Source organism: Micromonospora sp. NPDC023888 (assembly GCF_040639415.1).
Lineage (GTDB): Bacteria > Actinomycetota > Actinomycetes > Mycobacteriales > Micromonosporaceae > Micromonospora.
On the sequence record NZ_JBEZZW010000045.1, the window covers coordinates 16,040 to 36,621 of the forward strand.

Annotated in this window: 19 protein-coding genes; 9 read left to right on the forward strand and 10 right to left on the reverse strand. The window is 72.1% G+C overall.

Annotated features, from left to right (window positions below; translation table 11 throughout):
- Positions 1-5: 5 nt before the first annotated feature.
- Complete coding sequence (locus AB0F61_RS29385) at positions 6-2,003, forward strand: Xaa-Pro dipeptidyl-peptidase (protein ID WP_357816176.1); 1,998 nt, start codon at positions 6-8, stop codon at positions 2,001-2,003.
- Between the two features lie 199 nt (positions 2,004-2,202).
- Positions 2,203-3,711, forward strand: a complete 1,509-nt coding sequence (locus AB0F61_RS29390; RefSeq protein ID WP_357816179.1) for a phosphoesterase — start codon at positions 2,203-2,205, stop codon at positions 3,709-3,711.
- Positions 3,712-3,823: 112 nt separating this feature from the next.
- Here the strand turns inward: AB0F61_RS29390 and AB0F61_RS29395 are convergent, their stop codons facing one another.
- Positions 3,824-4,411 carry a MarR family winged helix-turn-helix transcriptional regulator gene (locus AB0F61_RS29395; RefSeq protein ID WP_357816182.1) on the reverse strand — a complete coding sequence of 196 codons (588 nt, stop codon included), beginning with the start codon at positions 4,409-4,411 and terminating at the stop codon, positions 3,824-3,826.
- Positions 4,412-4,525: 114 nt separating this feature from the next.
- Here AB0F61_RS29395 and AB0F61_RS29400 point away from each other — a divergent pair, with 114 nt between their 5' ends.
- The 3 genes from AB0F61_RS29400 to AB0F61_RS29410 all read left to right on the forward strand — a co-directional run bounded on the left by AB0F61_RS29400 (position 4,526) and on the right by AB0F61_RS29410 (position 8,185).
- A complete protein-coding gene (locus AB0F61_RS29400) occupies positions 4,526-6,145 on the forward strand; it encodes an LLM class flavin-dependent oxidoreductase (protein WP_357816185.1) in 1,620 nt (539 codons plus the stop codon).
- A gap of 64 nt (positions 6,146-6,209) precedes the next feature.
- Positions 6,210-6,860, forward strand: coding sequence for a helix-turn-helix domain-containing protein (locus tag AB0F61_RS29405; RefSeq protein WP_357816188.1), 651 nt, complete (start codon positions 6,210-6,212; stop codon positions 6,858-6,860).
- Entirely contained in the window at positions 6,857-8,185 is a 1,329-nt protein-coding gene (locus tag AB0F61_RS29410) for an MFS transporter (protein ID WP_357816191.1), read from the forward strand. Before AB0F61_RS29405 ends, AB0F61_RS29410 begins: the two co-directional genes overlap by 4 nt.
- A 168-nt stretch (positions 8,186-8,353) precedes the next feature.
- On the opposite strand, the gene AB0F61_RS29415 is transcribed toward AB0F61_RS29410, so the two are convergent.
- The 3 genes from AB0F61_RS29415 to AB0F61_RS29425 form a co-directional block, all read right to left on the reverse strand.
- Positions 8,354-9,049 carry an alpha/beta hydrolase gene (locus AB0F61_RS29415; RefSeq protein WP_357816194.1) on the reverse strand — a complete coding sequence of 232 codons (696 nt, stop codon included), beginning with the start codon at positions 9,047-9,049 and terminating at the stop codon, positions 8,354-8,356.
- Positions 9,050-9,088: 39 nt separating this feature from the next.
- Positions 9,089-9,469: a VOC family protein gene (locus AB0F61_RS29420; protein ID WP_357816196.1), complete on the reverse strand. Its 381-nt coding sequence runs from the start codon at positions 9,467-9,469 to the stop codon at positions 9,089-9,091.
- A 175-nt stretch (positions 9,470-9,644) separates the two neighbouring features.
- On the reverse strand, positions 9,645-10,067 hold the full coding sequence (locus tag AB0F61_RS29425) for an MmcQ/YjbR family DNA-binding protein (RefSeq protein ID WP_357816199.1): 423 nt from the start codon (positions 10,065-10,067) through the stop codon (positions 9,645-9,647).
- Between the two features lie 141 nt (positions 10,068-10,208).
- Between AB0F61_RS29425 and AB0F61_RS29430 the strand changes: the two genes are divergently transcribed.
- The gene (locus tag AB0F61_RS29430; protein ID WP_357816200.1) at positions 10,209-12,023 is read left to right on the forward strand and encodes an acyl-CoA dehydrogenase; all 1,815 of its coding nucleotides are present in this window, start codon (positions 10,209-10,211) and stop codon (positions 12,021-12,023) included.
- A gap of 12 nt (positions 12,024-12,035) precedes the next feature.
- Here the strand turns inward: AB0F61_RS29430 and AB0F61_RS29435 are convergent, their stop codons facing one another.
- Both AB0F61_RS29435 and AB0F61_RS29440 read right to left on the reverse strand, forming a co-directional pair.
- On the reverse strand, positions 12,036-12,212 hold the full coding sequence (locus AB0F61_RS29435; RefSeq protein ID WP_357816203.1) for a hypothetical protein: 177 nt from the start codon (positions 12,210-12,212) through the stop codon (positions 12,036-12,038).
- 217 nt (positions 12,213-12,429) lie between these two features.
- Entirely contained in the window at positions 12,430-13,149 is a 720-nt protein-coding gene (locus tag AB0F61_RS29440) for a spermidine synthase (RefSeq protein WP_357816206.1), read from the reverse strand.
- A 125-nt stretch (positions 13,150-13,274) separates the two neighbouring features.
- On the opposite strand from AB0F61_RS29440, the gene eccB reads away from it, so the two are divergent.
- Positions 13,275-14,651 (forward strand): type VII secretion protein EccB, encoded by a 1,377-nt coding sequence (gene eccB, locus AB0F61_RS29445; protein ID WP_357816208.1) that lies wholly within the window; start codon positions 13,275-13,277, stop codon positions 14,649-14,651.
- 34 nt (positions 14,652-14,685) lie between these two features.
- On the opposite strand, the gene AB0F61_RS29450 is transcribed toward eccB, so the two are convergent.
- The 4 genes from AB0F61_RS29450 to AB0F61_RS29465 are packed head-to-tail and all read right to left on the reverse strand — an operon-like array spanning position 14,686 to position 18,562.
- Entirely contained in the window at positions 14,686-15,291 is a 606-nt protein-coding gene (locus AB0F61_RS29450; protein WP_357816211.1) for a class I SAM-dependent methyltransferase, read from the reverse strand.
- 54 nt (positions 15,292-15,345) lie between these two features.
- Positions 15,346-16,212: a carbohydrate ABC transporter permease gene (locus AB0F61_RS29455; RefSeq protein ID WP_357816214.1), complete on the reverse strand. Its 867-nt coding sequence runs from the start codon at positions 16,210-16,212 to the stop codon at positions 15,346-15,348.
- Positions 16,212-17,171 carry a sugar ABC transporter permease gene (locus AB0F61_RS29460; protein ID WP_357816217.1) on the reverse strand — a complete coding sequence of 320 codons (960 nt, stop codon included), beginning with the start codon at positions 17,169-17,171 and terminating at the stop codon, positions 16,212-16,214. Before AB0F61_RS29460 ends, AB0F61_RS29455 begins: the two co-directional genes overlap by 1 nt.
- Entirely contained in the window at positions 17,168-18,562 is a 1,395-nt protein-coding gene (locus AB0F61_RS29465) for an extracellular solute-binding protein (protein ID WP_357816220.1), read from the reverse strand. The genes AB0F61_RS29460 and AB0F61_RS29465 overlap by 4 nt, the downstream gene beginning before the upstream one ends.
- A gap of 115 nt (positions 18,563-18,677) precedes the next feature.
- Between AB0F61_RS29465 and AB0F61_RS29470 the strand changes: the two genes are divergently transcribed.
- Entirely contained in the window at positions 18,678-19,715 is a 1,038-nt protein-coding gene (locus AB0F61_RS29470; protein ID WP_357816223.1) for a zinc-binding dehydrogenase, read from the forward strand.
- On the forward strand, positions 19,716-20,537 hold the full coding sequence (locus AB0F61_RS29475; RefSeq protein ID WP_357816225.1) for a sugar phosphate isomerase/epimerase family protein: 822 nt from the start codon (positions 19,716-19,718) through the stop codon (positions 20,535-20,537).
- Positions 20,538-20,582 lie beyond the last annotated feature (45 nt).

The following is a 20,582-nucleotide window of genomic DNA, read 5'->3' on the forward strand; positions in this document are numbered from 1 at the left end:
CACCGATGACGTCTGCTCCGTCGCCCGGCGGCACCCGCGCACGGGTCGCCAGCCTCCTGGTCGGCCTGCTGCTGGTGGCACTGCCCGCCGCGCCGGTGGTCGCCGCTGGCCGGACAACCTCCCCGACGGCGGCCGAGGCGGCGGCGCGGCACCGCCCCCTCCCGCCGCACGTGGTCGGCGACCAGACCGTCCCCGCCTACTCCTACGCCGACGCGATCCGGGAGAGCGTCTGGGTCCAGACCCGCGCCGACACCGATCGTGACGGGGTGCCCGACCGGGTGGCGGTGGACCTCGTCCGGCCCCGGGAAGCCGCCACCGCCGGGGTCCGCGTACCGGTCATCATGGACGCCTCGCCCTACTACCTCTGCTGTGGTCGGGGCAACGAGGGCGAGCGGAAGACGTACGACGCGGCCGGCGTGATCGCCAAGGCCCCGCTCTTCTACGACAACTACTTCGTCCCGCGCGGGTACGCCTTCGCCGCCGTGGACCTGGCCGGCACCGCCCGGTCGACCGGCTGCGAGGACGTCGGCGGTCCCGCCGAGGTGGGCAGCGCCACCGCGGTGATCGACTGGCTCAACGGGCGGGCTCGCGCGTACGACGACGCCGGGCGGCCGGTCGGCGCCGCCTGGAGCAGCGGGCAGGTCGGCATGATCGGCAAGTCCTGGGACGGCTCGGTCGCCAACGGGGTCGCCGCCACCGGCGTGTCGGGATTGGCCACCATCGTGCCGATCTCGGCGATCTCGAGCTGGTACGACTACATGCGCTACCAGGGGGCTCTGGTCGGCACCGACTATCCCGGCTACCTGCACTCGGCCGTCAACGGCCGCCCCGACGAGGCCTGCGCGCAGGTGTTGGCGCGACTGCGTGCGGACAGCGCCGACGAGACCGGTGACTACACCGAGTTCTGGGCGCGGCGCGACTACCGGCCCTCGGCCGACCGGGTCCGGGCCAGCGTCTTCCTGGCGCACGGCCTCAACGACCTGAACGTCACGACCAACCAGTTCGCCCGCTGGTGGCAGGAGTTGGCCGAGCAGGGCGTGCCCCGCAAGCTCTGGCTGCACCAGGCCGGCCACCAGGACCCGTTCGACGTTCGACGCGCCGAGTGGGTGGCCGCCCTGCACCGCTGGTTCGACTACTGGTTGCAGGGGCTGCGCAACGGGGTGATGGACGAGCCGCGGGTCGACCTGGAGACCGCGCCGGGTACGTGGACGACGCAGCGCGACTGGCCCGCTCCCGGGACCCGGGACGTGCGGGTGGCCCTCGGTTCCGGTGACGGGGTGACCGGCACCCTCGGCGGGCGCGGCGCACGGCCGGGTCAGGAGCAGGCGTACGTCGACGAATCACTGTCCGAGGACGAGTTGGTCGCCGCGCCGAACACCGCGACCTCCGGCCGGTTGGTCTTCCTCTCCGGCGCGCTGCCCTCCGCGCTGCGGATCGCTGGCAGCCCGTCGGTGCGGCTGCGGATCCGGGTGGATCGGCCCACCACCGAGCTGACCGCCCGGCTCGTCGACTACGGGACCGCCGAGCGGATTCAGCTCACCGGTTCGGGAGGAGTGCGGACACTGGACACCGAGTCCTGCTGGGGCGCCTCCACCGCCGTCGACGACGCCTGTTACCGCGACACCGAGGAGGACATCGCGGTCTCCGACCACGCGGTGCTGACCCGGGGGTGGCTCGACGCGGCGCACCACCGCTCGCTGCGGTTCACCACGCCGCTGCGACCGGACCGCTGGTACACGGTGACGGTCCCGCTGAACGGGTACGACGCGGTGGTGCCCGCCGGGCACGTGCTCGGGCTGGTGCTCGGCCAGAGCGACCCGGGGTTCACCGAGACCGCCGACCGGGACGCCACCGTCCGGGTCGACCTCGGTCGCAGCACGCTGGTCCTTCCGATCACCGGTCGTGTCGGGCTGCCCGCCGTCGATGTCGCACCGCCGGTGGTGACCGCGCCGACCGACCCGTCGGCCTCCCGGACGCCCCGCGACACCCGGCAGATGCCCTGACCCGGTCCCGGCCGGGGGAGGCCCCGATCGGGCACTCCGTGCGGTCGAGGGGTGACCCGCTGCGGTGTGTGGCCGGTGCTTTCGGCAGGTCAGGGTGAGGTGTTCACGGTGGACACGCGTGCCGTACGGCGGGTGTTCACCACCCTCTCCGAGGCTTCTTGATCGAAAGAGCATTCGCTTGATCGAGGAGAGGCCCTCAGTGCGAGACAAGCAACCCGAAGAGACCGAGCACGCGCAACTGTCCCGGCGCAAGCTGGTCAAGTACGCGGGCGTCGGCGCGACGCTGGCCGCGGCCAGCCCGCTGGTCGGTGCCAGCGCGGCGTGGGCTGACGAGGACCGTCGGCCCGGTGATGACACGGGCGACCGGGGCAACTCCAAGAACCGCGTGTGGCGTGCCGGTGACCACCACATCCACTCCGAGTACAGCGGCGAGTTCGACACCACGAAAAGCCCGATCGTCTTCCACAAGGGCGCGGACGCGGTCTACCCGATCGTCACCAACGCCATCATGGCGAAGAACTTCGGTCTGACCTGGGCGATGTGCACCGACCACGGTGGACCGACGCACTCCAAGGTGAACATCGAGCAGGCGTACCCCGACCTGCTGCGCTCGCGCAAGCTGGTCCCCGAGGTGCTCCAGTTCTGGGGTATGGAGTTCGACGCGCCCTCGCTCGACCACCACACCCTGATGATCCCGCGCCACGACGACGAGGCGAAGCAGCTCTTCGAACTGGAGAGCCGGTTCGCCAAGTACGACGCGTTCCCCACCGACCCGGCCCGCGACACCGAGGCCAAGATGGTGGAGTTCCTCAAGGTCGCCCGGGGCATGCCGCACAAGCCGCTGGTGATCGCCCACCACGCGTCCCGCTCGGCGACCGGGCTCGGCGTCTACGGCCAGGACACCCCGCGGGAGTTCCGCAACGGCAACAACGCCGCACCGGACGTCTACATCGGCTTCGAGGGCGCGCCCGGGCACCAGGCCGGCCCGCTCAACGGTGGCAAGCGCGGCGGGTACGGCAACCACCCCACCTACGGCGGCTTCGACCAGATGACCGCCCGGGTCGGCGGGTTGTGGGACTCGCTGCTCGGTGAGGGGCGGCGTTGGTGGATCACCGCGACGTCGGACTCGCACGTGCACTGGACCCGCGGCGGCTCCGACTTCTGGCCGGGCGAGTACAGCAAGACCTACGTCCACGCCCGCCAGGACTACGGCGACATCATGGACGGTCTGCGCAACGGCCGGATCTGGGTCACCACCGGCGACCTGATCCGCAGTCTCGACGTCACCGCCACGTCCCAGGGCAAGACCGCCGAGGTGGGCGAGACCATCACGGTCAGCCGTCGTAGCCGTACCGACGTCGAGATCGAGATCAAATTCCGTCCGCTGGGCGGCGCGAACGCGAACGGGGACCGTCCCGAGGTCCGTCGGGTCGACCTGATCGTCGGCCAGATCACCGGCCCGAGCGCCAACCTGGACGCCGACACCAACCCCACCACCAAGGTGGCGGCCCGGTTCGGCCCGCGGGACTGGCGTCGACAGGGCGAGGACTACGTCATCCGGCACACGCTGCGCAACGTCGAGGCCGACACCTACGCGCGGGTGCGGGGCACCAGCACCGACGAGGCCGAGCCGCTCGCCGACGGGCTGGAGAGCCCGTGGGACGACCTGTGGTTCTACTCGAACCCGGTGTTCGTGCACGTGCGCTGATCCACGCGCCATCGGCGCAGCGCGGGTCCGTCCGGCTCGCTCGACCTACCACGTCGAGTGAACTGGACGGGCCCGCTTCCGCGTTTCTTTCCGGCGTTGGCTGTCGTCCGGGTCAGTCGGCGGTGCGGCGACGGCCTCGGGGAGTGGCGGTGCGCCCGCCGCGGCCGGCCGGGGCGTCGGTCTGGTTCGGTGCTGGCGTGGGCTGCACCTGCGGCACCACCTCGCAGAGGTCACGCAGCGGGTCCATCGCCTGAGCGGAGCAGGCGACCCGCTGGAGCAGTGCCCGCAGCGTCGCCGACTCGGTCGGCGTGAGCGTGCCCAACAGGTGCGACTCGACGTGTCGCAGCGCCAGACGCCGCTGCTCCCAGGCGGCGCGGCCGACGTCGGTGACGTCGACGAGCCGGTTACGCCGGTCTGCCGGGTCCGCCCGACGGGCGACGAACCCGGGCCGTTCCAGGTCATCGATCAGGTACGTGAGGACGGTCCGGTCGATGCCGAGCTCCTCCGCGATCGCACCCTGGTTGCGGGCCGGCCCGGTGATCGCCGCGGTGAGCACCTGGTAGCCGCGCGGGCCGCCGGGGAAGTCGGTGAGGGCGTGCTCGGCCGCCCGGACGTAGCCGCGGAACACGACCCCGAGCATCCAGCCGAGGTCGTCGTCGAGCGGATCGGGCCGGTCCGGCCGGTGAGGGACACCCGTCATCCCCCGACAATAGCGCAGTGACGAAGACCTTGTTGGCGAAAGATGTTCTGTCTGACATAAGGTTATGGTCTCGACGCATCGATCGAGGCGTCGCGTGAATCGGGAGGCTCGCAGATGAGCGACTACGGCCACGACCTGGTCTTCGGATCGTTCGTCACCCCCAGCGGTGACAACCCGGCCGGCACGGTGGGCCTCGCCGTCCTGGCCGAGCAGGTCGGGCTGGACCTGGTCACCTTTCAGGACCACCCGTACCAGCCCGCGTTCCTCGACACCTGGACCCTGCTCAGCTTCGTCGCGGCCCGGACCAGCCGCGTGCACCTGGCGGCCAACGTGACGAACCTGCCACTGCGCCCACCGGCGGTGCTCGCCCGCAGCGTGGCAAGCCTGGACCTGCTCAGCGGCGGCCGGGTGGGCCTCGGCCTCGGCGCGGGGGCGTTCTGGGACGCCATCGAGGCGATGGGCGGCCGACGCCTGACCCCCGGCCAGGGCGTACGCGCGTTGGAGGAGGCCATCGAGGTCATCCGCCAGATCTGGGACGCCGAGGCGCGTGGCGGCGTGCGTGTCGACGGCGAGTTCTACCGGGTGCGGGGCGCCAAGCGCGGGCCGGCGCCGGCACACGCGGTGCCGATCTGGCTGGGCGCGTACAAGCCCCGGATGCTCCAGCTCACCGGTCGCCGGGCCGACGGTTGGCTGCCCTCGCTGGGCTATCTCCAGCCGGGCGACCTGACCAGGGGCAACGCGACAATCGACGACGCCGCGCGGGAGGCCGGCCGGTCACCGCAGGACGTGCGCCGGTTGCTCAACATCTCCGGGCAGTTCTCGGCCGCCGGGCGCGGACCGCTGAACGGGCCCGCCGAGCAGTGGGCGCGGGAACTGGCCGAGCTGGCGCTGGGGGAGGGCGTGAGCACCTTCATCCTCGGCAGCGACGATCCCGACGACCTGCGCCGGTTCGCCGGCGAGGTGGCTCCGGCGGTTCGTGAGCTGGTCGCGGCGGAGCGTGATCGCGGTACGACGCCGGAGCTGGAGCGTGCGCGGGGGCCGGAGCCGGACCCGGAGGCGGGGCGTGCGCCGCAACCGGGGCCGGAGCGTGCGCCGGAGCCGGCGGTGCGGCCGAGCCGCGCGACAGCGACCGGTGGCGCGTTCGCCGTGGTGCCGACCCCCGACGACGGTGTGCGGCGCAGCGACCAGCGGGTCTGGGACGAGTCGACCCGGCCGACCGGGCCCGCGCCCGACTCGGACCGCACCTACACCCCGCACGAGCAGGCCACCGGGGCGCACCTGGTGCAGGTCCACGACGGCCTGCGTGCCGAGCTGGCCCAGATTCACGATCTGATCGAGCAGGTGGCGGCCGGTGAGATCGACGCCGGGGCGGCCCGGTCCCACATCAACACCATGACCATGCGACAGAACCGCTGGACGCTCGGCGTCTACTGCGAGTCGTACTGCCGGATCGTCACCACCCACCACACCATCGAGGACCAGTCGTTCTTTCCCCGGTTGCGGGCGCGTGACCCCCGACTCGGCCCGGTCGTCGACCGGCTGGAGCAGGAGCACCACGTCATCCACGACGTGTTGGAGGGCGTCGACCGGGCCCTGGTCGCGTACGTCGGGTCTCCGGACGGTCTCGCCGAGCTGCGCGCGGCGGTGGACCTGCTGACCGACGCCCTGCTGTCGCACCTGAGCTACGAGGAGCGGGAGTTGGTCGAGCCGTTGGCGCGGTTGGGCATCGCCTGATCGTCACGTGGTCCCCGTGCGGCCCGGGGTTGCCGGACCCGACGTGAGAGACTACTTTCGAGACATGTCTCTCAAGAACCCGTACGGGGATTTCGAGATCACCGAGCCGCAGGCGCTGCGGGCACTCGCCCATCCGGTGCGGCTGGCGATCCTCGAACACCTGCAGCGGCACGGCCCGGCCACGGCGACCGGGCTGTCGCCGCACGTCGGCGCCACACCGTCGGTGGTGAGCTGGCACCTGCGGCACCTCGCCACGTTCGGCCTGGTCACCGACTGGGACGGCGCCACCAGCAAGCGGGAACGCTGGTGGCAGGCCGCTGCCCGGGGCTTCCGTTTCACAGCGACCGACAGCGTGGAGGGGCAGTCCGCGAGCCAACTGCTGCGCGGCGAGATGTTCGCCCGCAACGCCGACGCGCCCCAGCAGTGGCTGCTGCGCGAAGAGCCCCGGCTGGAGCCCGAGTGGCGCGCCCTGGCCGGCGTGGCCGACACCCGGTTCGTGGCCACCGCCGACGAGCTGCGGCAGCTTGAGGAGTCGATCGAAGAGCTGATCGCTCCGTTCGTGCGGCGCAAGGAGGAGTCGTCCCCGGACGGAGCGCGGATCGTCCGGATGCTGCGCTACCTCCTGCCCGAGCCCGGCGACGACGCTCCGGCCGAGGCCGAGGCCGAGGCCAACGACGACCAGGCCGAGGCCCACGACGATCCGGCCGCGTCGTGAACACCCCCGGCGCCGAGACCGTGCGCACCGCCGGCGCCGACACCGAGCGCGCCCCCGGCGCCAAGACCCTGCGCGCCCCCGGGGCGGCGCCTCCGCCGGCCCTGCACCGCGACCGGCGGTTCCGCACCTTCTGGATCGGTCAGACGGTCTCCGACTTCGGCGATCGGATCAGCGAACTGGCCCTGCCACTGATCGCCGTCACCCTGCTCGCCGCGACGCCCGTGCAGGTCAGCGTCCTCACCGCGTCGATCTGGCTGCCCAACCTGCTGGGCCTGTTCCTCGGCGCCTGGGTGGACCAGCGCACCCACAAGCGGCGACTCCTGATCATCGCGGACCTGATCCGCGCCGCGGTGCTGATCAGCCTGCCGGTGGCCTATCTGTTCGACGCGATCACCCTCACCCAGCTCTACCTGGTGGGACTGCTCACCGGTGCCGGGGCGGTGCTGTTCGCCATGGCACGCCAGGCGTTCTTCGTGGCCCTGGTGCCGCGATCGGCGTACGTGGACGCGACAAGCAAGCTGAGCATGAGCCGGTCACTCTCGTTCATCGCCGGTCCGGCCGTCGGCGGCGGACTGGTCCAGACGCTCAGCGCGCCGGTCGCGATCGTCGTCGACGCGGTCTCCTTCCTCGGCTCCGCGCTGCTGCTCAGTCGCATCCCGGTGACCGAGCCGCCTCCGCCGCCGCGCCGAACGTCCACCCTCGGCCTGGTCCGCGAAGGGCTCGTGCTGGTGCTGCGGCACCCGGTGCTGCGGGCCGCCCTCGGCTGCACCAGCACTGTCAACTTCTTCACCTTCATCGCCAGCGCCCTGCTGCTGCTCTACGCCAGCCGCGACCTCAACCTGTCGGCCGGCGAGATCGGCGTCGCCCTCGGATTCGGGGCGGTCGGCGGGCTCGCGGGCGCGGCGCTCGCACCACGGATCTCGCGCGCCATCGGACTGGGGCGTACCGCGATGATCGGCGCGGTGCTCTTTCCCGCGCCGCTGGCGCTGACCGCCCTGGTGTCGGGGTCGACCTGGACGAAGGTGGCCCTGCTGGCAGCCATCGAGCTGGTCTCCAGCGTCGGGGTGATGCTGATGGACGTCAACCTCAACGCCCTCCTCACCGCCGTCACACCCGACGACGCGCGCGGACGCCGCGCCGGTGCGTACAGCGCTGTCAACTACGGCATCCGACCGCTCGGCGCGCTTGTCGGTGGTGTGCTGGGCACCACCATCGGGTTGCGACCGACACTTGTCGTCGCCGGCCTGGGTGGTGTGCTCGCCGTGCTCTGGCTGCTCGCGTCGCCGGTGCGCCACATCAGGACCCTGGACGACCAGACGGCCTGATCGACCCGGGTGGCTCGCCCGGACCGCCGTGGCCCGACGCGGAACCGCCGCTGCCCGGGGTGCTGGCGCACCGGTATGTCGCTGATTCCGGTGGTTGACCCGCGGGCCGCGGTCGGTGGGTGCCGCGGGGCGGTAGTCGGTGTGCGGGGGAGGCCGGGCCTTCGCCGGTCAGATGGTTTCCGCCAGCAGGATCTGAGCCAGCTCGGCGGGCTGGGAGAGCATCGGCCAGTGACCGGTCGCCATCGTGACCAGTCGCCAGCGGTCGCTTGTCAGCAGCTTGGCCACGGTCTCGTTGGGCTCGGGCCCGTCGAGCAGGCACTTGATGTACGTCGCCGGTAGCTCGCCCAGCGGGCCGTTCAACACGGCCGGCTCGGTAAGCGTGGCACCCGGGTGCGGCGTGCAGCCCTCGACCAGGCGGGTCACCTGCTCGCCGGTGAGCCCCTGACCGTCGAGGTCGGCCGCACCGGGCGGCGCCCAGAAACCGCCGTTGTCGGCGAGCAGCGCCTCGAACGCCGCCTGGCCCTGCCACCAACCGGACGCGAACGACCCGCCGTCGACCGGCACCTCGGAGTCGACGAAGACCACCCTGGTCAACCGGTCGCCGATCCGCTCAGCGGCCTGACCCGCCGGGATGCCCGAGTAGCTGTGCCCGACGAGCACCACGTCGCGCAGGTCACGACGCTCGATCTCGTCGACGATGTCCCGCACGTGGGTCTGCTGGCCGGCGGCCACGCCCTGCCGCTCGGCGAGACCCGAGAGGGTCAACGGGTAGGTGTCGTGCCCGGCTGCCCGCAGCGGCGGCACCACCTCGTCCCAGGCCCACGACCCCAGCCACGCCCCTGCCACCAACACGAAATCAGCCATGGTCGGGACCCTAGCGCCGCCGTGTGACAGGCCGGCGGCTCAGGGCCAGGTGCGGGCCTGTGCGGCGAAGACCTCCGGTGGGCTCGCCACCGGCAGCACGCACAGGAGATGCCCACCGGGGGCCCGCAGGATCCGACACTCCAACCACCGCGACACCTCGGCAGCGCCCAGGTCGATCAGCCGCGCGGTCTCGGCCGCCACGTCGTCGGTCTCGATGTCGAGGTGATAGCGCGGCGCGTCGTCCACCGCCTGCACGGCCGTGACCAGCCCTGGCAACGCCTCGTGCAGGCCGACGAACTGCGGCTCCGCCGGATCCGACCGGGTGCTGACACCGAGCGCCGCCGACCAGAACTTTGCCGCCTGGGCGGCCTGCGCCTCGGGGGCGTCGATCAGCAGCGCGTACACGCGGCTTCGATGCATGTCGGCCAGGATATCGACGATGCCGACGTGCTGCTCGGTGCGGCACGTGGCACCCGACCGCCGGCGACCACAGGACGATCACGCGCCGGCGTCGAGGTGGGCCGCGATCTGCGTCGGCAGCGGATAGCTCCAGGAGACCGCCGGCGCTCAGCGGACGGCAGGGTGCCCTCGGCGCTCAGCCGACTGGCGGCGCCGGAGGGCCTACCTGGGCGGCGAGTCGCTTCGGGGCCATGATGCGGTAGCTCTCGGTGAGCAACTCGCCCACCTCCTCCCAGTCGGTCTTCCCGTCCAGGACCATGCCCAGCACGTTCGGACTCCAGTCCGGTTTGTAGAAGGGGTGCCCGGTGGCGAGGAGACCGGCGATCTCGTCGAGTGGCGACCGGAAGGTCAGCAGGCAGGCAGGTTGGTCGGGTGCGGCGGCCCGTGCGTGGACCGGCTGGCGATCGGGATCGACGCTGCGCACGTGGGCGATGGTCCGCTTGCGGACCCGCCAGCGGGTGCCCACCCACGCGGGCTCCTCGTAGGTCTCCGGCAGCCCGAGGCAGATCGGCCGCAGCCGGTCGAGGACCTCGGGCGGGACGTCTCCGGGTTCGGTCACGGGCAGCGACGCTAGTCGGCGGGTGTGACACGTTCCGCTCGTCGACCGCCGCCCGGCCCGGTGGTGCACGCCCCGTCGATCCGCCAGGATGGGCCAGGGCGACAGTGGGCCGTCGTCCAGGCTCGACCACCCCCGTGCCCGATGAGGAGTGCCGTGCCGTCCACCCTGCTCTCCCGCCGCGACCTCGACTTCCTGCTGCACGAGTGGCTGCGGGTGGCCGAACTCGTCGAGCGTCCCCGCTACGCGGAGCACTCCCGGGAGACCTTCGACGACGCCCTGGACCTCGCCGAGCGGGTGGCCACCGAGCAGTTCGCCCCGCACAACCGCGCCGCCGACCTCGCCGAGCCAACAGTCGACGGGCAGCGGGTGCGGCTGATCCCGCAGGTCCGCGCGGCGCTCGACAGCTTCGCCGAGACGGGTCTGCTCAGCGCCGGGCTGGACGCCTCGGTCGGTGGCCTGCAACTGCCACACGCCGTGGCGGCGGCCTGCTTCACCTGGTTCCAGGCGGCCAACGTGGCCACCTCGGCGTACCCGTTCCTCACCCTGGGCAACGCCAACCTGCTGCTGGCGCACGGCAGTGCCGAGCAGGTGGACACCTACGTCCGGCCCATGCTCGACGGCCGGTTCTTCGGCACCATGTGCCTGTCCGAGCCGCACGCCGGCAGCTCACTCGCCGACATCACCACCCGGGCCGAGCCCCAGGCGGACGGCACGTACCGGCTCTTCGGCACCAAGATGTGGATCTCCGGTGGCGATCACGAGCTGGCCGAGAACATCGTCCACCTGGTGCTGGCGCGGATCCCCGGCGGCCCGCCCGGCGTGAAGGGCATCTCGCTGTTCATCGTGCCCAAGGTGCTGGTCGGCCCGGACGGGTCACTCGGCGACCGCAACGACGTGGTGTTGGCCGGGCTCAACCACAAGATGGGTTTCCGGGGCACCACGAACACCCTGCTCAACTTCGGTGACGGGGGGCACACCCCGGGCGGCCGCGCCGGTGCGGTCGGCCACCTGGTCGGCGCGCCACACCAGGGTCTGGCCCAGATGTTCCACATGATGAACGAGGCCCGGATCGGGGTCGGGGCCGGTGCCACCGCGCTGGGGTACACCGGCTATCTCAAGAGCCTGGCGTACGCGAAGGAGAGGCCGCAGGGCCGTCCGGTCGGTGCGAAGGACCCGGCCACGGCACAGGTGCCGATCATCGAGCACCCCGACGTGCGGCGGATGCTGCTGGCGCAGAAGAGCTACGTGGAGGGGGCGTTGGCGCTGGTGCTCTACTGCGCGCGGCTGCTCGACGAGCAGCAGACCGCCCCCGTCGAGGCGGACCGCGAACGTGCGCACCTGCTGTTGGACGTGCTCACCCCGATCACCAAGAGCTGGCCGTCGCAGTGGTGCCTCACCGCCAACGACCTGGCGATCCAGGTGCTCGGAGGCGCCGGGTACACCCGCGATCACGACGTGGAGCAGCACTACCGGGACAACCGGCTCAACCCGATCCACGAGGGCACCCACGGCATCCAGGCGCTGGATCTGCTGGGACGCAAGATGACCATGCGGGGCGGCGCCGGTCTCGCGGTGCTGACCGCGACGATCGGCGACACCGTCGAGCGGGGCCGGAAGGCCGGCGGTGAGGCGGCCGGGCTGGCGGACCGGCTGGCCGGTGCGGTGGACCGGACGACCGCTGTCACCCGCCGGCTGTGGGCCGACGGTGACCCGGTGCTGGCGCTGGCCAACGCCAGCGCCTACCTGGAGGCGGTCGGGCACGTCGTGATCGCGTGGATGTGGTTGGAGCAGGTGCTGGCGCTGCCGCCGGAGGGGGCCGGCGACGCGTTCCACGCCGGCAAGCGCCAGGCGGCACGCTACTTCTTCCAGGTCGAGTTGCCCCGCACTGGCCCACAGTTCGACCTGCTGGAGAGCCGCGACCGCACGAGCCTCGACATGCGCCCGGACTGGTTCTGACCGGGCCGGCCGTCAGCGTCGGCGGTTCTGGTGCTGCATCGCCTGCCGCCCCTTGACCACGCCCAGGATGATCACGATCACCAGCGCGATCAGACCGATGATGATCAGCCAGCGGACGGCTTCGAGGAGCAGCCCGAGCAGGATCAGCACGCCGGCTACCACGCCGACGACCCAGAGCAGTGCACGCATGTCCACCTCCGGTGACCGGCCGCGCCTGGTGCGGCGGGCACGGGGTCTCCTTCCCGATCCGGCGGCCACCATGCCCGGTTGAGGTGAGAAGAGCTGCTTTTGATCGACAGGGGTTCGTTGACGTCGGGGTGTCCGGGACGCGGGACGGCCCGATCTCCGGAAAAACTGAGTCGATCACGGGCAGGCCCCGGGGGCCAGCCCGGCTGGCCCGGCCGGCTCAGCCCTCGGCGCGCGCCACGTAGACCGTGTTCGCGGACTCGCCGCCGGTCAGCGGGTTGGCGAACGGCACGACGTGCGCCCGCACCTCCCCGAACACCTCGCCGACCGCCGCGGTGAACTCGGCGTCCGGCGGGTCGTCCGACCAGAGCGCGAACACCCCCTCGGGGCGCAGCAGCGCGGCCAGCCGACGCAAACCGGCCGGCGGGTAGAACGCCGCGTGGCTGGGGTGCAGGACGTTGCGCGGGGAGTGGTCGACGTCGAGCAGCACCGCGTCGAACCGCCGCCCGGGCACCTCGGCGTCGAAGCCGACGTCGCCGGCCACCGCCGCGAAGAAGTCGGCCTGCACGAACCGGGTCCGCGGGTCCTCGGCGAGCCCCGCCGCGAACGGCAGCAGCCCCCGACGGTGCCAGTCGATCACGTCCTCGATGGCCTCCACCACCAGCAGCGAACGCACCCGTGGGTCGCCCAGCGCCGCGCAGGCGGTGTAGCCCAACCCGAGACCGCCGACCACCACGTCGAGCGAGTCACCGGCGACCTCGGCGAGACCCAGTCGGGCCAGCTCGATCTCCGCGACCGGGAACAGGCTGGACATCAGGTACTCGTCGTCGAGCTTGACCTCGTACACCTCGACCTGGAGGGCCGGATCCCGGCGTCGGCGCAGGCTGATCGCGCCGATCGGGGTCTCCCGCCAGGCCAGCTCCTCGAAACGCGCGCCCACGGGTGCCCTCTCGCCGCCGGATTCGTCCCCGGATGGTACCGGTTGCCCCGTGCCGGACACGCAGGGTCCCGAGACATCGACGCACCGCATATTCTGTGCCCGGCCGAACCACCGGAAGGGACCTCATGCCGTCGCGGCAGGACCAGCTGCACTCCTACCAGTTCAGCGTCCAACGGGCGGTCGCCGCTCTGGTCATGCGGGAGACCGACCCCGCGCAGTCGCCGTTTCGGCGGCTGGCCGGCGCCGGCCTCGCCAGCGTCCTGGTCGCGGCGATCGGGCTCGGCGGCTCCGCGCTCTACGGCCTGTTCGCCGGGGGCGGCAACGGCTGGCGCGACCCGGGTGCGGTGATCGTGGAGAAGGAGTCCGGCGCCCGGTTCGTCTATCGCGAGCAGAAGCTGCACCCGGTGCTCAACTACGCCTCGGCGTTGCTGATCGTCGGCGCGGACCGGTCCAAGACCGTGCTGGTCTCCCGACGCACGATCGACGGCGTGCCGCGCGGGCTGCCGCTGGGCATCGCCGACGCGCCCGATTCGCTGCCCGCCCCCGGCCGGCTCGCCACGGCGGCGTGGACCGTCTGCTCGACGGCCCCGGCGGGGGAGCCGCCCCGCTCCGCGCTGCTGATCGGCACCGAGCCCGGGGGCGGCCGGCCGCTGGGCGACGAGGCGTTGCTGCTGCGGCACCCCGACGGCGGGCTGCACCTGGTCTGGCACCAGTGGCGCTACCTCGTCCGCGATCCCAGCCGGGTGCTGGCGGCGCTCGCCACCACCCGCGCGCAGGCGGTGGCGGCAGCGCCCGCCCTGCTCAACTCGCTGCCCGCCGGCACCGACCTCGCCCCGCTCGACCTACCCGGGCTGGGGCAGCCCGCCACCCGGGTGCCGGACGCCGTGATCGGCACGGTCTACCTGGTGAGCAACTCCGGTGGCGGCCGGCAGTACGCGGTGGCCGTCGACGCCGGTCTGGCCGGCATCACCGAGTTGCAGGCCGGGCTGTTGCTGGCTCGCACCGGGCAGGGTGAGCCGGTGCCAATGACGTTGGGCCGTTTCGCCGCGCTGCCCACGGTGCCCGACCTCGCGCCGAGCGGCGCGAACGCCCCACCGCCGACCCCACCCCGGCTCGCGGCCGGCGACGACGGCGCCCTCTGCACCCGGGTCGCCGACGACGGCGGGGTCGCCGAGGTGCGCTGGGGCGTACCGCTGCGGGACCTGGCGGCCACGCCGCGGACCGTGCCCGGCGGTGGCGCGGTGCTTGCCGACCACGTGGTGGTGGAGCCGGGTCGTGGCGCGGTGGTCGAGGCCGCCGCGGCGCCCGGCGCGGCCGGGGGCGCGGTCTCCGTGGTCACCGACCTGGGCCGACGCTACGTGCTGGCCGACCGGGACGTGCTCCCGATGCTCGGCTACCGGGATGTGCGCCCGATGCGGCTGCCCGCCGGGCTGGTCAGCCTGGTGCCCGCCGGCGCCACCCTGGACCCGGCCGCCGCTCGGGCCGTCGCCGCCCCGGACTGAGGGTGACGCCGCCCGACCGGGGTCGGGTCGGCCGTCAGTCGGCCGGGCGGCGCAGGATGCTTACCGCGAACGGCGCGTCGTCGCGCCACGGGCGCAGGTCCCAGGTGGCGAAGCGGTGCTCCACGCGCAGCCCGGCGGCCACCGCGTCGGCGTCGAACGCGGTCAGGGGATAACCCCGCTCCGTGCCGAAGCCCACGGCCAGCACACCGTCGGGGCGCAGGTGCGCGGCGACCCGGCGCAGCACCTCCGGTTCGGTGCCGACGGCGACGAAGGCGAGGACGTTGCCGGCCAGCACCGCCGCGTCGAACGGCTCCGCCTCACCAAGCGCCGGCAGGTCCAGCTCGGCCAGGTCGGCGACCAGCCATGTGGGGCCGGGATAGTCGGCGCGGGCGGCGTCGACGAGCATCGGGTCGGCGTCCACTCCCACCACGGTGTGCCCACGCTCGGCAAGCGCGGCACCGACCCGGCCGGTGCCGCTGCCGGCGTCGAGGATCCGGGAGCCGGGCGCGACCAGAGTGTCCACCAGGCGGGCCTCGCCGGCCAGGTCCTCGCCCTCGGCCACGAGTTTGCGGAACCGGTCGATATACCACTGTGAGTGCTCGGGGCCGGTGTCGGTCGCCCAGCGGGTCGGGTTGGACATGTGGCCACCGTAACCGGGCCGGTGGGGATGCCGCGGGGGACCCGGGGGAGACGATCATCCCTTCTCCGCGCCGCTGGTGAGCCCCTCGGTGAGCAGCCGCTCGCTGGCGAAGAAGAGGATCACGATGGGCAGGGTGAGGACGACCGACCCGGCCATCAGCACCGTCTTGGGCACCTCCACCCCGTCGGCGAGCAGGGACAGCCCCAGCGACACCGTCCACCTGTCGGGTTTGTCGACCAGGAACAGCAGGGCGAAGAGGAACTCGTTCCAGGCGATCATGAAGTCGTAGAGCGCGACCGCCATGATCGACGGCAGGGCGAGGGGCAGGCTGACGCGGCGGATGATGCCGAGCCGACCCGCGCCGTCGATGGCGGCGGACTCCTCCAGACTCACCGGAATGGTCTCGAAGTAGTTGCGCAGCATGTAGACCGACACCGGCAGCGTCTGCGAGATGTAGACCAGCACCAGGCCGAACAGCGAACCGCGCAGCTCGGCGAGGCTGAACACCACGAACAACGGGATCGCGATGACGATCGACGGAAACAGGTAGACCGCCAGGAACAGGAAGTCGACCTGCCGCCGGCCGAAGAACCGCAGCCGGGCCACCGCGTACGCGCCGGGGATCGCCACCAGCAGGGTGAGCACTGTCGCCGAGACCGCCACCACCCCGCTGTTGCGGATGAAGGTGAGGAACCCCTGGCCCCCGTCGTCGGTGGCCTTCAGGACCTCGGTGTACGTGGACACGGTCAGCTCACCGAAGCCGACCAGCAGCGCGCCCGGGTCGAGCAGCAGTTGCTCGATGGGGCGTACCGAGAGCACCAGCATGTAGTAGAAGGGGAAGACGGTGACCACCAGGAACACGGCGATCACCAGGCGTCGCAGCCACCGCAGGCTCACCGTCTCGACCACGTCCCGGTCCATCAGCCGGCCCTCCGTCCGAAGAAGCGCAGATAGATCAGCACGAACACGATGAGCACCACGGCCAGCACGACCGCCTGCGCGGAGGCCGCGCCGATGTCGGTGCGAGCGGTGAGGAACTCGTACACCCGCACGCTGACCACCTCGGTGCCGGCCGCACCCCCGGTGAGCAGGTAGACGTCGTCGAACTTGTTGAACGTCATGATGAAGCGCAGCACGCCCAGCAGGGCGATCACCGGCAGCAGTTGGGGCAGCAGGATGTGCCGGAACCGTTGGGTGGGGGTCGCGCCGTCGACCCGGGCGGCCTCCTCCAACTCGCCGGGCACCGCCTGGAGCCGGGCCAGCAGGAACAGGAACGCGAACGGGAAGTACCGCCACGCCTCGAAGGCGATGACCGTGCTCAGCGCTGTCGACTCCTGGGACAGGAACGGCACCGGGGCGTCCCAGCCCAGCAGGCGTTGGCCCCACGCGTTGACGATGCCGAGCTGTGGGTCGAGCATCACCTGCCACACGAACGTCACAGCGACCACCGGCGCCACGTACGGCAGCAGCATGGACGCCCGGACCAGCGTGCGGCCCCGGAACGGCCGGCGGACCACCAGGGCGGCCACCAGACCGAGCAGGATCGACCCGACGGTGCCGCCGATGCTGTAGATCAGCGTGACCCACAGCGTCTCGGCGAAGCCGGGGGTGTGCAGCACCCGGTCGAAGTTGTCCATGGTGAAGTCGCCGAACAGGCCGGTCTTGCGCAACGTGGCGAGCCGGACCCGCTGGAAGGCGAGCACCACGGTCCACACGATCGGGATGCCGATGACCGCGACGGTGACGAGCAGGGTCGGTGCGACGAGCGCGAGCCCGGCCCGGGACTCGCGGCGGCGCAGGGTCAGTGGGCGACGGCGGCCGGCCCGTCCCGGCCGCTCCCGGTTGGGGGAGCGGCCGGTCTCGGGCGCGGTGGTGGTCAATTGACGCCCGCCTTGATGGCTTCGACGTCCTTCTTGGCCCGGCCTGCGGCGGCCGCGGCGTCGGACTTGCCGGAGTAGACGTCGGTGAGCGCCTTGGGCACCGGTAGCTCACCGAGCATGGCGCCGACCAGCTTGCCCTGCCCCTGGGTGAGCCCCCACCGCTGGAAGGTGTCCGGGCTGCGGCGCAGGGTGGCCAGCACCTCCTCGCCGAACACGTCGGCGAGGGGCTTCTTCGCGTCCACCCCGGCCTGGCTGGTGTTCCACGCGGTGAGGAACTTCTCCGGCTCGGCGGAAGTGCCCTTGCGCACCGGGAAGCGGCCCTCGGGGGACATGCCGAACCAGCTCGGGTAGCCGTCGCTGAGCATGTACTCCACGAAGGACTTGGCCGGGTCGGTCACCGCGCCGTCGAGCACCGCCCACGAGCTGATCTCGCCGTACTGCGCCGGCTCGGTGCCGTTCGGGCCCTTGATCGCGGTGACGAACCCGCTGTTCTTCGCGAGGAACGCCGGGTCGCTCTGACACTGTGGGCAGGTGGGCTTGGCGTCGTTGCGCAGCCCGGCCAGCTCGTCGAGGATGAATGGCGACCAGATGACCATGGCCGCCTTGCCGGCGAAGTAGGTGGCCCGGGTGGTGTCCACGTCCTGGGCGCCCTTCACCGAGCTGGTGCGGATCAGGTCGCCGTAGAAGCGGATCGCCTCGACGCACTGGGGCGAGTCGAGGGTGACCTTGCCGGAGTCGTCGGTGAGCTGGCAGCCGTTGGCGAGTGCCAGGTGCTCGAAGGTCTGCTGGGTGAACACGTCGCTGGCGGAGGTCGCCGCGGTGATCCCGGCGACGCCGCCGGTGTTGAGTTTCGCCGCGGCGTCGGTGATCCGCTCGTACGTGTCCGGGGCGGGTAGGCCGGCGGCGGCGAAGAGGTCCTTGCGGTAGACGAGCAGTTGACCCCACCCGTCGCTGGGGACGGAGAGCTGCTTGCCGTCGTCGGAGGTCAGCTCCAACGCCCGGGGCGAGAACGTCTGCCTGCCCAGCTTGTCGACGACCTCGGCGTTCGCCGAGGCGTGCAGCAGCTCGTTGCCGGCGAGCGTGCGGACGCCGGCCAGGGAGACCGAGCCGACCACGTCGGGCAGGTCGCCGGCGGCGGCGTTGGCGGCGATCAGGGAGGGGAACTGGTCCTCGTTGACCGTAACGAGGTCGACCTGGATCCCGGTCCTGGCGGTGAAGTCGGCGATGATCGCCTTGGTGGCGGTGACCCGGTCGGCGACGTCTTCCAGGCTCCAGACGGTGATCTTCTTGCTGTTGCTGTCCGGTTCGTCGTCTCCGCAGGCCAGCAGGGTGGGCATGGACAGTGCCATGATCAGGGTGGTGGCGAGTATCCGCCTCGGAGGTGCTGACATCAGTGGCACTCCTCTCGAAGGGTACATGACGGATTCAACACCATCGATAGATCAATGACAAGACATATGGCGATTTTTTGCTATCCTGGAGCCCAGTGCTACCGGGATGTGACACATGGGCAACTGGGTCGTCTCTCTCGCCGGGCCTCGACGGATCAGCCTCGAGCCCTGCCCACCGGATCCGCTCGGCCCCGGTCAGGTCCGGGTCCGCACCTGCTACTCGGGCATCTCCGCCGGCACCGAGCTGACCCTCTACCGGGGCAGCAATCCCCGGCTCAGCAAGGACTGGGACGACACCGCCCGGATGTTCGTCCCCCGGCAGACCCCGGTTCCGTACCCGCTGATCGGCTTCGGCTACGAAGAGGTCGGCGAGATCGTCGAGGTGGCCCCGGAGGTCACCGACCGGCATTCCGGGCAGCTCGTGTGGGGCATCTGGGGTCACCGGGCCGAGGCGGTGCTCACCGCCGGCGCGGTCCGTCCACTCCCCGCCGGGCTGGACCCGCTCGCCGCCGTCTTCGCCCGGCCCGGCGCCATCGCGCTCACCGCCGTGCTCGCCGGTGACCTGCACCTCGGTGACTGGGTCGGCGTCTTCGGGCAGGGCGTCATCGGGTTGCTCGCCACCCGACTCGCCGTGCTCTCCGGCGCCCGGGTGGTGGCCGTCGACCCGGTGCCCGGCCGGCTGGCGCACGCCGCCGGCTACGGCGCGAGATCCACCGTGGACGCCCGCACCGAATCGGCGGCGGCCGTGCTGCGTCGGGCCACCGACGGCCGGGGCGCGGACGTCTGCCTGGAGCTGTCCGGCGCGTACCCGGCGTTGCACGAGGCGATCCGGTCCACCACGCACGCCGGCCGGGTCGTGGCCGCCGGCTTCTACCAGGGCCAGGCCGACGCGCTCGGCCTCGGCGAGGAGTTCCACCACAACCGCATCCAGTTGGTGGCCGCCCAGGTCTCCGGGCCCACCCCCGCGCCGAGCATGGCCGGCCGGTGGACCGGAGACCGGGTGGCGCAGACCTTCATGGATCTGGTGGCTGAGCACAGCCTCGACCCGATGCCGCTGGTCAGCCACATCGTCGACGCCAGCGCCGTCGCCGACGCCCTCGCGCTGCTCGACCGCGGCGCCGGTGACGTCCTCCAAGTGGTGCTGAGGTTCTGAATGACCACCATCGCGCTGGCCTGTCAGGAACAACTCCTGCCGGGCACCGACCTGACCCAGAAGTACGCGCTCGCGACCGCCCTCGGCTACCAGGGCATCGAGTTACGCGGGCGCGGTGACCTCGCGTTCGCCCGCCGGCTGCCGGAGCTGCGCCGGGCCCGCGCCGCCGGGGCCGTGCTGCCCACCGTCTGCGTCGAGATGGACCACTTCATCGGCGACTTCGACCCGGCCCGCTCCGCCGACGCCGTCCGTAACCTGCGCTCGCAGCTCTCGGTGATCGCCGAGCTGGGCGGCATCGGGGTGATGACCCCGGCGGCCTGGGGGATGTTCTCCCGACGGCTACCACCGTTCGAGCCGCCGCGTCCGCCGGCCGGCGACCGGCAGGTCCTCCTCGACGCCCTCGGCGAGCTGGGCGAGCACGCCCGGGCCGAGGGGGTCACCCTCTTCCTCGAACCCCTCAACCGGTACGAGGACCACATGGTCAACCGTCTCGACGAGGCGGTCGCGCTCTGTGCCGCCGTCGGGATGCCGTCGGTCCGGGTGGTCGCCGACACCTTCCACATGAACATCGAGGAGGACGACATGCACCGGGCGCTGCGTGCCGCCGCGCCGTACCTCGGGCACGTGCAGGTGAGCGACTCGAACAGGTGCCAGCCCGGCGCCGGGCACCTGGACTGGCCGGCACTGGTGCGTACGCTGCTGGAGCTGGACTACCGGGGCTGGCTGGCCCTGGAGTGCCGGCTGCGCGGTGACCCGGTCCGGGCCCTGCAACAGGCCGCGACGGTCCTGCGACACGCGCTGCCCCGCGAGGCCGCCGCGTGAGCGCCGGAGGTGTGACGGCCGACGCCGACCCCGCCCGCACCGGTG

What these genes read in the sequence shown, in the direction of transcription:
- AB0F61_RS29450 (WP_357816211.1), bottom strand. Translation starts at nt 15,291, where the DNA reads ATGTCCAACCCGACCCGCTGGGCGACCGACACCGGCCCCGAGCACTCA.
- AB0F61_RS29395 (WP_357816182.1), bottom strand. Translation starts at nt 4,411, where the DNA reads ATGACGGGTGTCCCTCACCGGCCGGACCGGCCCGATCCGCTCGACGAC.
- AB0F61_RS29430 (WP_357816200.1), top strand. Translation starts at nt 10,209, where the DNA reads ATGAGGAGTGCCGTGCCGTCCACCCTGCTCTCCCGCCGCGACCTCGAC.
- AB0F61_RS29405 (WP_357816188.1), top strand. Translation starts at nt 6,210, where the DNA reads ATGTCTCTCAAGAACCCGTACGGGGATTTCGAGATCACCGAGCCGCAG.
- AB0F61_RS29420 (WP_357816196.1), bottom strand. Translation starts at nt 9,469, where the DNA reads ATGCATCGAAGCCGCGTGTACGCGCTGCTGATCGACGCCCCCGAGGCG.
- AB0F61_RS29455 (WP_357816214.1), bottom strand. Translation starts at nt 16,212, where the DNA reads ATGGACCGGGACGTGGTCGAGACGGTGAGCCTGCGGTGGCTGCGACGC.
- AB0F61_RS29415 (WP_357816194.1), bottom strand. Translation starts at nt 9,049, where the DNA reads ATGGCTGATTTCGTGTTGGTGGCAGGGGCGTGGCTGGGGTCGTGGGCC.
- AB0F61_RS29475 (WP_357816225.1), top strand. Translation starts at nt 19,716, where the DNA reads ATGACCACCATCGCGCTGGCCTGTCAGGAACAACTCCTGCCGGGCACC.
- eccB (WP_357816208.1), top strand. Translation starts at nt 13,275, where the DNA reads ATGCCGTCGCGGCAGGACCAGCTGCACTCCTACCAGTTCAGCGTCCAA.
- AB0F61_RS29400 (WP_357816185.1), top strand. Translation starts at nt 4,526, where the DNA reads ATGAGCGACTACGGCCACGACCTGGTCTTCGGATCGTTCGTCACCCCC.
- AB0F61_RS29385 (WP_357816176.1), top strand. Translation starts at nt 6, where the DNA reads ATGACGTCTGCTCCGTCGCCCGGCGGCACCCGCGCACGGGTCGCCAGC.
- AB0F61_RS29465 (WP_357816220.1), bottom strand. Translation starts at nt 18,562, where the DNA reads ATGTCAGCACCTCCGAGGCGGATACTCGCCACCACCCTGATCATGGCA.
- AB0F61_RS29470 (WP_357816223.1), top strand. Translation starts at nt 18,678, where the DNA reads ATGGGCAACTGGGTCGTCTCTCTCGCCGGGCCTCGACGGATCAGCCTC.
- AB0F61_RS29435 (WP_357816203.1), bottom strand. Translation starts at nt 12,212, where the DNA reads ATGCGTGCACTGCTCTGGGTCGTCGGCGTGGTAGCCGGCGTGCTGATC.